Here is a 12095-nt window from a genome sequence, read left to right as displayed (position 1 = left end):
CCTCCACGTTCAGATCGCGGGCCAGGTCCCAGGCGCCGTAGGCGAAGCCGGCCTTGGCGTTCCAGTGGGAGTGGCTGAAGTGCGAGTGCGGCTTGGAGTAGGTCTCCCACGAGCCCCAGGTGTGCTCGCCGAAGAGGAGCAGTTCCTCGTCCACGCGGTCGAAGGCCTCCGCGAGCTCGGCATCGTCGCGGAGGCGCACCGGGCCGCGGCGGTATCCGAGCACGGTCGCAAGCGCCGGCCGCTCCTCGCCGCGCTCCTGCGCCAGCGCGAAGGCCTCGCGTGCCGACCGGGCGAACCGCCGCGCCTCGCGGTACACGGCGACCTCCCGAGCCGTCGAGCCGTGGCCGTGCGACCACCAGTCCGCCCACTCGCCGCGGAGCGCGGGCAGGTCGTCCGGGGCCTGCGCGAGCAGCGCATCCACCGCCGTGTCGATCGTGGCGGTCTGCATCGGGCGGTCGGGATGACGCTCGTTCCAGTAGCCCACGACCTGCGTGAACAGCGCCGTCGGCCAGCGGTTGTCGTTGCCCGCGTGGACGACCGCCGTGTCGAACGGGTAGTCGTCGCGCGCGTCCAGGCGTTCCACGAACTCGAGGATGCTGCGCTCGGCGAGCTCCGCATCCCCGTCGACGATGCCCCACTCCTCGCCGAAGCCGTAATGCGTCGAGAGCAGCGTGAACACGCAGCGCCCGGACGGCGCCTCCCACCAGAAGCGCTCGGCTGCTCGAGCGGCGCCCGCCCGTGGTCCGGGTTGAGCGCCATGACGAGCCGGTCGACGCCGGCATCCAGCATGGCGTCGGCCACACCCCAGGCGATGCCGTTCACGTCGCCGTGCTGCTCGGTGCGGATCGGGATGCCGGCGTCGCGGAGGCGGCCGAGCGGGCGGTAGCCCGCCTCGAACTCCGGGAGGTCGGGCAGCTGCGTCATGTTGAGGTAGCCGCCGGTGACGGCCAGCGTGCCGTCGGCGACGAGCTCGCGGAGGCGTGCGACCTCCGCCGGGGCAGCGTCGCGGAGGAAGTTCAGCACGGGCCGGGCGACCTCGAACGTCCAGCGGAAGCGGTCCGGCGCGTCGGGGGTCGTCGTGTCCTCGTCGGCCAGGCGCAGCACTTCGCGCACGATGCGGGCGTGCATCCCGTCGATGATCCGGGGGCTGTTGGTGTACCCCACGTCGTGGTGGGTGTGACCGAGCAGCAGCAAACGTCGGATGCGGGGCATCAGGGCCTTCCTCGAAGTCGATATGGCATCGTTGCCATACGACCCTAGGACTTGAGAAGCGCCCCGTTCAAGCGTAAGAAACGATCAAGTAACGAAAACCGGCTCCGTGTACCCGGTCCCCTTGTGAAGAGCCACGCCGCTGCATTAGCGTGCGATGTGGGAAGGTTTCCATACTGTCGCCTCTGAACCCCGGCGGTAGGGGATCCCGTACCTCTTCGCTCGGGCGAGGACGCCCGCTGCGACACCACTGAAGGGAAATCAGATGAACAAGAGGCACACCGCCCTCGCCGCGCTGGCCATCACCGCGTCGGTGGCGCTCCTCGCCGGATGCAGCTCCAGCGGCGGCAGCTCCTCCGGCGGGAACTTCTCGAAGGACGCCAAGGGCAGCCTGAACGCCTGGGGCTTCGACAACGCCGACGAGGTCGGCACCTCCCGAATCGACTACGCCAAGAGCCAGCTCAAGGACGTCACGATCAAGATCGACCAGACGCCGTTCGACGCGCAGAAGTTCACCACCCGCGTCGCCGGCGGCAACGTGCCGGATGTCGTGCAGATGGACCGCCAGTTCGTCGCCACCTACGCGGCGCAGGGCCTCATCCAGCCGCTCGACCAGTGCTATTCGGTGCACAACGTCGACCCGCAGAAGCAGTACTACGGCTCGGTCATGGACGACATCACCTACAAGAGCAAGATCTACGCGGTGCCGCAGTTCTACCAGCCGCCGGCGATCATCACCAACGAGCGCGTCATGAAGGCGGCCGGGGTCACCGACGCCGACATCGACACCTCCAAGCCGGAGCAGCTCGTTGCCGCGGTCAAGAAGATGTACAAGGGCCTCGGGCGGCAACCCGTCCGTGCTCGGCTTCGACCCGCAGGCCAGCGGCCAGGCGGGCCTGTGGCTGCTCGCCAACGGCGGCCAGGTCATCGGCTCCGACGGCAAGCCGACCCTCGACGACCCCAAGAACGAGAAGGGTCTGGAGATCCTGAAGCAGATCGCGGACGCCCAGGGCGGCTACGCGAAGATGAAGAGCTTCACCGACTCCTTCGACTTCTTCGGCGAGAACAACCAGTACGTGAAGGACCAGGTCGGCGCTGAGGTCAACGCCCAGTGGTACGTCAACGTGCTGACCCCGTTCGTCGACAAGGTCGACATCGGCGCCGTGCCGTTCAAGGACAACTCGGGCCAGCCGTTCACCGTCGCCTCCGGCACGTCGTTCGTCATCCCGACCGGTGCCAAGAACAAGGACGCCGCGTGCGCCTGGGCGCTCAACCTGACCAGCCTCAAGGCGTGGGAGGCTGCTGGCGCCGCCCGTGCCAAGACGATCGAGAAGACCCCGGGTGCGATCAACACCGGTCTCTTCACCGGTTCGCCGGAGGCCGACAAGACGCTCCGTGAGAAGTACGTGAAGCCGTCCGGCAACGCGGGCTTCGACAAGGCGATCTCGACCTACTACGACGTCGTCGGCAGTGGCAAGTCGTTCGGCGCTTCGCCGGCCGGCCAGCAGATCCAGACCGAGCTGCAGAACGCGATCCAGAAGTACCTTCTGGGCAACGCGTCGGCCAGCGAGGCCCTGGAAGCAGGCCCAGGCCTCGGCCATGAAGGCGTACGACCAGGCCACCAAGAGCAGCAAGTAACGTCGCTCGCAATACGGGGCGGTCTCCTTCGGGAGACCGCCCCTTCTGCGTGCGCCGGGGCGGCGCTGCGCCGCGGCGGGGCAGGCGCCGTCCGTCTGCGTCCGCGCCGAGTGGTGAGCAGATGTCGCTACTCGGCGCGGATTGGCGCATCTACTCACGTTTCGCGATGCGGGCGCTTCGCGCCTTGGCGGCCGCAGGGCGGGCCGTCCCGCCGAGTGGTGAGCAGATGTCGCCACTGGAGCTGGATTTGGGCGTCTACTCACCTCTCGGCGCCCGAGCCGGCGCTGGGCGCTGGCGCTTCGGAGGATCCCGCGCCTCAGCCGCGGGCGACGGCGGCCGCCTCCGGCAGGTCCGCCACCTCGCGCCGTCCGCGCAGCGCCGCCCACAGCACCGCGGGGCACGCAAGCAGCAGTCCGCCCGCGACGATCAGCGTCCAGCGCGCACCGATCGCGTCCCCGAGCAGTCCTCCGACGATCGCGCCGACCGGGAACAGGCCCATGACGACCACCTGCATCGTGGCGTTGACGCGGCCCAGGATGCGGTCCGGGCAGACCTGCTGGCGCACGCTCACCTGCGTGATCGCGTACACGATCTGCCCGAATTCGCCGGCGGCGATGCCGAGGACGATGAGCAGCGTCCACCATCCGGGCTGGGCGAAGGCCCCCAGCAGCGACAGGGGCGCCGTCACGGCCAGCGACAGCCAGACGATCCGCACCGACCCCACCGCACGGGAGAGCCGCGTGGTGAACGCCGCGCCGATCATCACTGTCACCGACCCGACTGCGATCACGATGCCGATCAGCGCCGGCGAGAGGCCGAGGGTCCGCGACAGGAACACCATGTTCACCGCCGATGCGATCGCGAACGAGAAGTTGCTCAGTGCGCTCGCCACGGCCGTGGCGCGCAGCACGCGCGAGCGGAACACGAACCCCAGTCCTTCTGCGATCTCACTGCGCATGCGCCGCCGACGGCCGTCCGCGTGCGCCGTCGGCGCATCCTCCCGGGCCCTGATCCCGATCAGGCACAGCGCAGACACAACGAACGTCCCGGCCTGGACAACCAGCACGGACGCCGCGCCGATCAATGTCACGAGGATGCCGCCCAGCGCAGGACCGGCGACCTGGCCGGATGCGCGCACGAACTCGAGCGACGAGTTGCCGGCGAGCACCCGCTCGCGGCCGATCACGGCCGGAAGATAGCTGCGGTAGGCGACGTCGAAGAACACCCGGGCCACCCCGGCCAGCAGAGACACGAGCAGCAGCTGCCCCATCGTCAGGATGCCGAACACGGCCGCGAGGGGGATGGTCGCCAGCAGGACCGAGCGCACGGCATCCGAGGCGACGAGGAGCGGACGCCGTCGCACCCGGTCGACCCACGCGCCCGCGGGCAGGCCGAGCACCGCGAAGGCGATGGTGGATGCGGCGCCCAGCAGACCCACCTCGAAAGCGGTCGCGTGCAGGGTCACCACCGCGAGCAGCGGGAGCGCCACCCCGGAGATCTGGGCGCCGAGCTGGCTGGTCGTCTGCCCGGCGAGCAGCAGACGGAAGTCGCGCGACGCGAACAGCGCGGCAGAAGAGTCAGGAGACGAAGAAGAGGAGGTCACGACGGGGGCCTTTCGAATCGGAACGGGTGGTCCTCCCACCCGCCGGCTCGACCCGGAGATCGTCGCTAGGGGGTTAAGACGTTACCGGGCGCGGGGACCGAAGTCCACCCGCGCCCGGTGTCCAAGGTGCCGATCAGCCCTTTCGGCCCTGCGTCGCCACACCCTCGATGAAGTACCGCTGGCCGAATCCGAACAGCAGCAGCATGGGCAGCGTCACGATGAGTGCAGCCACCATCACGAACTGGTAGTCGCCGTGTCCGCCGTTCGTCGGGCTGAAGGTCGTCATCGCGTACGAGATGCCGAGCGGGACGGTGAAGCCGTCGACGCCTCCCGCGTTCAGGTAGATCAGCGCCGCCTGCAGGTTGTTCCAGCTGGCCTGGAACTCGAACAGGAAGATGATGATGAACGAGGGGATGCTGAGCGGCATCGCGATCTTGGTGAACAGCCTCCAGTAGCTGGCGCCGTCGAGACGGGCGGCCTCGAACAGCTCACGGGGCAGCCCCATGAAGAACTGCCTCTGCAGGAAGATGTAGAACGCCGACCCGAACAGGTTCATGCCGAACAGCGGGATCCACGTGCCGATCAGTCCGAGGTTCTTCCAGATGAGGTACTGGGGCACCATCGTCACCGCACCGGGCAGCATCATCGTCGCCAGCACCAGGCCGAACAGCAGGGTGCGGCCCGGGAACTTGAAGTACGCGAAGCCGAACGCGACGATCGAGCTCGAGATGGCGACCAGGCCGGCGGCGAGGATGGCGATGATGACGCTGTTGCCGATCCACGACATCAGCGGGAGCTGGTTCCAGACCTCGACGTAGTTCTGCGGAGTGAACGTCTTCGGCCACAGGGAGTTGTCGAAGACCTCCTGCCGAGGCTTGAGGCTCGCGGCCAGCAGCCACGCGAACGGGTACAGGAACAGCAGGGTGAAGCCAATGGCGAGGATCCACAGCAGGGTCTTGCCGACGATCGACTTGGGCTTGTACCACCGGTTGCCGACCGGCCTGTCGCCGCCCTTGCCGGGGGTCTTGCCGGTCTGGGCCTCGGCGGCCTGGAGCTCGGAGGCGAGCGGCGCCGCGGCCGGAGCGGACTGGGTCGCTGACGACATCACTTGTCTCCTTCGTAGTAGACGAGGCGGTTGCTGACCTTCACCTGCACGAGCGTGATCAGGAGGATGATCACGAACAGCAGCCAGGCCATCGCGGCGGCGAAGCCGAAGTTGAACTGCCGGAAGGCCTGCTGGAAGAGGTAGACCCCGTAGAACAACGACGAGTCGGGCGACGCGTTCGTCTGATCTCGCCAGAACAGCAGGTAGGCCTGGTCGAACACCTGCAACGCCGCGATGGTGAGCACCACCACGTTGAAGAAGATGGCCGGGGAGATCATCGGGATGGTGATCGTGAAGAACTTGCGGATCGGACCCGCCCCGTCCAGCGACGCCACCTCGTAGAGGTCCTGCGGGACGTTCTTGAGCGCCGCCAGGAAGATGACCATCGTGCCGCTGACGCCCCAGAGGGTCATGAGCACGATGGACGGCTTCACCCAGTTCGGGTCGATCAGCCACTGCGGGCCCTCGATCCCGAACAGCGCCAGGAAGCGGTTGATCGCGCCCGTGTTGCCGTTCAGCAGCAGCAGGAAGATGGATGCGGTGGCCACCGCGGGCGTCATCTTCGGCAGGTAGTAGATGGTGCGGAAGACGCCGGCGCCGCGTCCCACCCAGTTGAGGAGGAGGGCGAGCAGCAGCGCGAAGATGATCTCCAGCGGGACGGCCATCACCGCGTAGAACAGTGTGTTGCCGAGCGAGAGCGCGACCTTCGGGTCGTTGAACAGCTCGGAGTAGTTGTCGAAACCGGCCGGGCTGGCGCTGTTCGTCGCGAGATTATAGTTGCTGAACGAGATGTAGAGGCTGTACAGCATCGCTCCGAGCGTGAACACCAGGAAGCCGATGATCCACGGGCTGATGAAGAGGTAGCCCGCGATCGCCTCCCGCCGGTTGTACTTGGAGGCCCGCTTCTTGGCCGGCTTGCGGTCATCCGTTCGGGTCTTGCCGCGTGACGCATCAGTGAGGACGGCCATCAGCGGCCTCCCCGTGTCGCGTCATCGAGCTCGGTGATCCTCATCGCCACCCTTTCGATCCGTCCCCCGCCTTCGTCGGCGCGGTGTGGCATCGTTACCACATAGCAGCGACTATAAGTCCTCCCGAGCGGGCCATGCAACCGCGCCCAGATCATTCCCGGGCGGGGCGGGCCTGCTCGGGCGACCCGTATGCGGCTATGTGGGCGGTGCCCGGCGGGGGATCTGCCTGTGTGCAGCGCACGGTACACCTGCGGGGGCTCACAGTCACGGGGGAGCGGTGCGCCCTCCGGATGGGTGGGAGCAGGGAGGCTCCGGCGACCATTAGGGTGGACTTCGCCGGGGCGACCGGCGCTCGAGGCGCCCGGGGAGAGGTGCCATGATCGAGAACGACGCGGAGGGGCTCCACGCCGCGCGACGCTGAAGGATGTCGCGCTGGCGGCGGGGGTGTCGCAGTCGACGACGTCGCGCGCCCTGAGCGGTGAAGGATACGTCGCTGCGGGCGTGCGCGAGCGCGTCCTGGCGGCGGCGGAGTCGCTCGGCTACGTGCCGCACGCCATGGCCCGAAGCCTCCGTAAGCGAGGACAGCCGCACGATCGGCGTCCTCGTCTCCGACCTCCGCAACGCCTTCTACGCCGACCTCGCCGCGGGCATCGCCGCCCGGGCGCGCCGCGAGGGCTACACGATGATGCTCGTCGACGACCAGGGCTCGACCGAGGCCGAGATGGATGCGGCGCGCGCGTTCGTCGCGACGCGTGTCGCCGGGGTGATCGTGACCCCGCTGTCGGGCGACGTCTCCGAGTACCTGATGCGTCAGCACATCCCCGTCATCGAGGCGGACCGGCAGTTCTCGGCCGGACGCTGCGACGCGGTCATCGTGGACAACGCGGGCGTGGCCAAGCGGATGACCGACCACCTGATCGACCTCGGTCACCGCCGCATCGCGCTGTTCATCGACGAGACGACGTGGACGACCGGCGGAGAGCGCGCCGCCGGCTACCGCCGCTCGCTGGAGGGTTCCGGCATCCCGGCGGACCCGTCGCTCGTGATCTCGACCGGATGGGACGCGGACGGCGCCCGCAAGGCCGCCATCGACATCCTGGCCCGCCGGGATCACCCGACGGCCATCTTCGCCGCGAACAACCTGCTCGCCGAGGGCGTGTGGCGGGCGACGAACGACCTGGGGCTCCGCATCCCGGAGGATGTGAGCGTCGTCTCGTTCGACGACTCCGAGTGGATGAGCATGGTGAGCCCCGGCATCACGGCGGTCGCCCAGGATGCGGTGTCGCTCGGCGAGACGGCGCTCGCCCGCCTGCTCGAGCGGCTGAAGGCCCCGGCGGCGGACCCGCACACGACGGTGCTGGAGGCGCAGGTGCTCCCGCGCGGCTCGACCGCCGCGCCGCGGGCGCTGTAGCGGGTCGCGCGCCTCCGTCCGCTGCGCGGCCCTGCGTGCGCTGGCCTGCCCGCCGAGTAGCGACATCATGTCGCGACTCGGCGCGGATTCGCGCGTTTACTCACGACTCGGCGCTCGTCGCGCGCGCAGCGGGCGCCGCGGTGCCCTGCGCTGCCCGCCGAGTGGTGACATGATGTCGCGACTGGGCGCGGATTCACGCGTCTAGTCACGACTCACGACACCGGGGTGGAAACGATCCCACGTTTGCGGCAGGATGGGCGCGGCGAGAGGACCGACGCTGAACACATCCACGAACCCACAGGCCGACCCGGGGCTGGCCGTCGCGATCGACGGCGGCAGCTCCAAGACGGAGGTCGTCGTGCTCGAGCGCGCGGCGGGCGGGTTCGCCGAGCGGTGGCGCGCGATCGGCGCCGGAAGCGGCGCCGGTCCCGAGGCGGTCGTGGTGGCGGTCTCGGCGCTTCTCGCCGAGGGCGGCTTCGACCCGCGGGCCGCACGGCGGGTCTCCGCGGCCGTCGCCGGGCTCGACTTCCCCGGCGACGAGGCGGCGCACCGCGCTGCGCTGTCCGAACTGTTCCCGAACGCCGAGGTGGATGTCGTCGGCGACGCCGTAGCCGTGTTGGAGGCGGGCGGGGGCGCCGGAAGCGCGGTCGCGATCGTGTGCGGCGCCGGGCTCAACGCGGTGGCGCGCGGGCCCCGCGGCGTGGCCCACGGTTCCTGCGCTCGGCTGGGCGAGCGGCGACTGGGGTGGCGGCGACGAGCTCGGCCGCGAGGCGGTCCGGGCCGCCGCGCGAGCGGAGGACGGGCGTGGCCCGGCGACGTCGCTCCTGCCGCTGGTGCTCGCCGAGACGGGGGCCGCCGATACGGTGGGACTCGCCCGGGCGATCCGCGACGGCCGAACGAGCATGCGGCAGGTCGGCGCCCTGGCCGCCACGGTCGCACGCGCCGCGTCCGAGGGAGACGCCGTGGCCGCGGACCTCGTCGCCCGTGCCGCCGACGAGGCGCTGCGCCTCGCCGACGTCGTGACGCGCGCCGCCTGGGGAGCCGACGCATCCATCCCGCCCGGCACCCCGGCCGTGCTGGCGGGCGGCCTCTTCGGCGACCCCGGCTTCCGCGAGGCCGTCGCCGCCGGGCTGCACGGAGCGCGGCTTCGACCCGCGGCCGCTGGAGTTCCGCCCGGTCGACGGCCTGGTCCGCGCACTCCGCGGGGCGCGACGCCGCCCCCGCCGCCGCGCCCGCCGCCCAGGCCACCCCCGCACGCGACCCCGAAAGGATCCGCATGAAGATCACCGTCATCGGCGCCGGCTCCACGTACACGCCCGAGCTCGTCTCGGGCCTGTGGAACTGAGCGCGAGCGTCTCACGGTCGACGAGCTGTGGCTCATGGATGTGGACGGCCCTCGCCTCGAAGATCGTCGGCGGCATGGTGCGCCGGATGCTGGCCCGTCAGGGCGCCGGCGTCCCGGTCACCCTCACGACCGACCGCACGGCGGCGATCGAGGGGCGGACGCGGTCCTCATCCAGTTGCGGGTCGGCGGCCAGAAGGCGAGGCTCCAGGACGAGCTCTTCCCGCTCGCGTGTGGATGCGTCGGCCAGGAGACGACCGGCGCGGGCGGGCTCGCGAAGGCCTTGCGCACCGTGCCGGTGGTGCTCGACATCGCCCGGGAGGCGCGCGAGCGGGCGAACCCGGACGCGTGGATCGTGGACTTCACGAACCCGGTCGGCATCAACACCCGAGGCGCTGCTGGACGACGGACACAAGGCGATCGGGCTGTGCAACTTCGCGATCGGGGTGCAGCGCTGGATCGCCCGCGAGCACGGCGTGGAGCCGCGCCGTGTCGAGGTGTACCCCGTCGGGCCTGAACCATCTGTCGTGGGTGCGCAGCATCCGGGTCGACGGGGTGGATGTGCTGCCCGGCATGATCGCCGACCGCTCCGACGAGCTCGGGCGCCGCGGCGGCGTCACGGGCGAGCTCATCCGCGACCTCGGCGTGCTGCCCTCGTACTACCTGAAGTACTACTACGCGCACGATGCGACGGTGACCGAGATGAACACATCCACTCCGCGCGCGACGGTGGTCGCCGACGTGGAGCGCGAGCTCCTCGAGCTGTACGCGGATCCGGCCGTGGACACCAAGCCGCCGCAGCTGGAGGCACGTGGAGGCGCCTTCTACAGCGAGGCGGCCACCGCGCTCCTCGCCTCCCTGGTGGCCGGGACGGGCGACAACCACGTCGTCAACGTCCGCAACAACGGCCTGATCGCGGGCCTGGCCGACGACGACGTGATCGAGACCCTGTGCCGGGTGGATGCGTCCGGTGCGACTCCGCTGCCGCAGGAGCCGGTCGCGCCCGAGCTTCTGGGGCTGATCCAGCACGTCAGCGCGTACGAGCGGCTCGCCGCCGCGCGGCGGTGACGGGCGACCGGCGGCTGGTGCGGATGGCGCTGCTCGCGCATCCCCTCGTCGGCCAGTGGGATCTCGTGACCGCACTGGAGCGGGGCCTGTTCGAGACCGGGGCCGACCTGCTGCCGCAGTTCGCTCCGAACGCGGGCGCATGACCCGCTTCGCCGACGTCGTGGTGTACGGCGCGACGTCCGCCGGTGTCGCGGCAGCGACGGCCGCGGCGGGGGCCGGCGCGCGGGTCGTGCTCGTCGAGCCCGGGCGCCACCTGGGCGGCATGACCTCCGGCGGCCTGGGGTACACCGACGTGGGTGACGTGCGCGCGCTCGGCGGGGCGGCCGCCCGCCTGCGGTCCGACATCGCCGACCATTACGGCACCGCTCCCGGGCATTACGCCGGTCCGGAGCCTCACGTGGCAGAGGCGATCTTCCGGCGCTGGCTGGAACAGGCGGGCGTCGACGTCGTCTTCGACGCCGCGCTGACCGCACGTCGAGGCCGCTGAGGGTCGCGACGGCCGGGATCTGCGCTCCGTCACGGTGACCGGCGGCGAACGGATCGAGGCCGCGGTCTTCGTCGACGCGAGCTATGAAGGCGATCTGCTGGCCGGGGCGGGCGTGCCGTACCGGGTGGGACGCGAAGGCCGCGAGCTGTACGGCGAGCGCTTCGCCGGCCGCCAGGAGCTCGTGCCCGGGATGCACAACATGCCGCCGTGGGTCTCGCCGTTCGCCGGCGACGCGATGGGCCGATCGCCGGGACGCATCCTCGCCCAGTTGCACGACCGCCCGCTCGCCGCAGTGGGCGAGGGCGACGGCGGCGTCATGTCGTACGGCCACCGCGTGTGCCTGACGACCGCGGCCGACCGCATCCCGTTCGAGCGCCCCGCCGACTACGACGAGGAGTACTGGGAGCTCGCCCGCCGCTGTTCGACCGCGACCGCCGCGCGGGCGTCGAGCGCCAGGCCGGTGGGATGCTCGGCCTCGAGCCGAACCTCCCCGGCGGCATGGCGGACGGCAACTCGCTGGGGCCCCTGTCGCTGAGCGTGCTCGACGGCTCGGCGTGGGAGTACCCCGACGCCTCCCCGCAGCGGCGGGAGGAGCTCCGCCGGCACCACGAGTCGCACACCCGCGGCTTCCTGTACTTCCTCTCGCATGACGCCGATGTCCCGCGGACGATCCGGCAGGAGCTGTCGCGGTGGGGTCTGCCGCGCGGCGAGTTCGCCGACACCGGGCATCTGCCCCACCAGCTGTACGTGCGCGAGGCGCGGCGGATGGTCGGCGAACGGGTGCTGACCGAGCACGACCTTCTGGCGGGAGTCGTCCCCGCCGACACGGTGGCCCTCGGGTCGTACCACATCGACGTGCGCGAGGTGCAGCGCGTGTGGCGGTGGGTGTACGAGCATCCCGAGCCCATCGGCACCGTCTTCACCGAGGGGTACCTCTCCGTGCCGGTGCCCGTCTACGGCATCCCGTACGCTGCCCTCACCCCGAAGCGGGAGGATGCGGCGAACCTCCTGGTGCCGGTCTGTCTCTCGGCGTCCGCGGTCGCCTTCGCGTCCGTTCGCATGGAGCCGCAGTACATGATGCTCGGCCAGGCCGCCGGGGTCGCGGCGGCGCTCGCTGCCTCGGCGGGACGGCCGGTGCAGGATGTGCCGCTCGGCCTCCTCACCGACCGCCTACGGGCGGGTGGGCAGCGGCTCCAGGTCGCATAACCACGGAGTGGTACCGGTGTCAATCCCCTGACATGACAGGAATTCGGTGCCTCCGTTA

General features: G+C 70.4%; 13 protein-coding genes and 1 pseudogene. 10 read left to right on the top strand and 4 right to left on the bottom strand.

All coding sequences use genetic code 11. From position 1 onward, the window contains the following. Positions 1-9 precede the first annotated feature (9 nt). On the bottom strand, positions 10-1212 hold the full coding sequence (locus ACRAWC_RS22555; RefSeq protein ID WP_431349698.1) for a hypothetical protein: 1203 nt from the start codon (positions 1210-1212) through the stop codon (positions 10-12). A 262-nt stretch (positions 1213-1474) separates the two neighbouring features. Here ACRAWC_RS22555 and ACRAWC_RS22550 point away from each other — a divergent pair, with 262 nt between their 5' ends. Next, positions 1475-2308, top strand: a complete 834-nt coding sequence (locus ACRAWC_RS22550) for an ABC transporter substrate-binding protein (RefSeq protein WP_431349697.1) — start codon at positions 1475-1477, stop codon at positions 2306-2308. Between the two features lie 855 nt (positions 2309-3163). Here the strand turns inward: ACRAWC_RS22550 and ACRAWC_RS22545 are convergent. The 3 genes from ACRAWC_RS22545 to ACRAWC_RS22535 all read right to left on the bottom strand — a co-directional run bounded on the left by ACRAWC_RS22545 (position 3164) and on the right by ACRAWC_RS22535 (position 6523). Next, entirely contained in the window at positions 3164-4450 is a 1287-nt protein-coding gene (locus ACRAWC_RS22545) for an MFS transporter (RefSeq protein WP_431246029.1), read from the bottom strand. Positions 4451-4583: 133 nt separating this feature from the next. Beyond that, positions 4584-5555, bottom strand: a complete 972-nt coding sequence (locus ACRAWC_RS22540; protein WP_431246028.1) for a carbohydrate ABC transporter permease — start codon at positions 5553-5555, stop codon at positions 4584-4586. Continuing rightward, complete coding sequence (locus ACRAWC_RS22535; protein ID WP_431219429.1) at positions 5555-6523, bottom strand: carbohydrate ABC transporter permease; 969 nt, start codon at positions 6521-6523, stop codon at positions 5555-5557. Before ACRAWC_RS22535 ends, ACRAWC_RS22540 begins: the two co-directional genes overlap by 1 nt. A 189-nt stretch (positions 6524-6712) precedes the next feature. On the opposite strand from ACRAWC_RS22535, the pseudogene ACRAWC_RS22530 reads away from it, so the two are divergent. The 9 genes and pseudogenes from ACRAWC_RS22530 to ACRAWC_RS22490 all read left to right on the top strand — a co-directional run. After that, positions 6713-7012, top strand: a pseudogene (locus tag ACRAWC_RS22530) (LacI family DNA-binding transcriptional regulator); the annotation flags it as partial. Beyond that, complete coding sequence (locus ACRAWC_RS22525; RefSeq protein ID WP_431349696.1) at positions 7002-7934, top strand: substrate-binding domain-containing protein; 933 nt, start codon at positions 7002-7004, stop codon at positions 7932-7934. The pseudogene ACRAWC_RS22530 and the gene ACRAWC_RS22525, both read left to right, overlap by 11 nt. Positions 7935-8767: 833 nt before the next feature. Beyond that, a complete protein-coding gene (locus ACRAWC_RS22520) occupies positions 8768-9214 on the top strand; it encodes a hypothetical protein (RefSeq protein ID WP_431349695.1) in 447 nt (148 codons plus the stop codon). A gap of 99 nt (positions 9215-9313) precedes the next feature. Next, positions 9314-9793 carry a hypothetical protein gene (locus ACRAWC_RS22515; RefSeq protein ID WP_431349694.1) on the top strand — a complete coding sequence of 160 codons (480 nt, stop codon included), beginning with the start codon at positions 9314-9316 and terminating at the stop codon, positions 9791-9793. Positions 9794-9807: 14 nt separating this feature from the next. After that, a complete protein-coding gene (locus ACRAWC_RS22510) occupies positions 9808-10344 on the top strand; it encodes a hypothetical protein (protein ID WP_431349693.1) in 537 nt (178 codons plus the stop codon). Then, a complete protein-coding gene (locus ACRAWC_RS22505; protein WP_431349692.1) occupies positions 10341-10487 on the top strand; it encodes a hypothetical protein in 147 nt (48 codons plus the stop codon). The genes ACRAWC_RS22510 and ACRAWC_RS22505 overlap by 4 nt, the downstream gene beginning before the upstream one ends. Further along, on the top strand, positions 10484-10831 hold the full coding sequence (locus ACRAWC_RS22500) for an FAD-dependent oxidoreductase (RefSeq protein ID WP_431349691.1): 348 nt from the start codon (positions 10484-10486) through the stop codon (positions 10829-10831). Before ACRAWC_RS22505 ends, ACRAWC_RS22500 begins: the two co-directional genes overlap by 4 nt. A gap of 34 nt (positions 10832-10865) precedes the next feature. Next, positions 10866-11366, top strand: a complete 501-nt coding sequence (locus ACRAWC_RS22495) for an FAD-dependent oxidoreductase (protein WP_431349690.1) — start codon at positions 10866-10868, stop codon at positions 11364-11366. Continuing rightward, positions 11297-12037: an FAD-dependent oxidoreductase gene (locus ACRAWC_RS22490; protein ID WP_431349689.1), complete on the top strand. Its 741-nt coding sequence runs from the start codon at positions 11297-11299 to the stop codon at positions 12035-12037. Before ACRAWC_RS22495 ends, ACRAWC_RS22490 begins: the two co-directional genes overlap by 70 nt. Positions 12038-12095 lie beyond the last annotated feature (58 nt).

It is taken from the genome of Leifsonia sp. L25, assembly GCF_050632895.1.
This window is presented reverse-complemented; position numbering and strand designations above follow the sequence as displayed.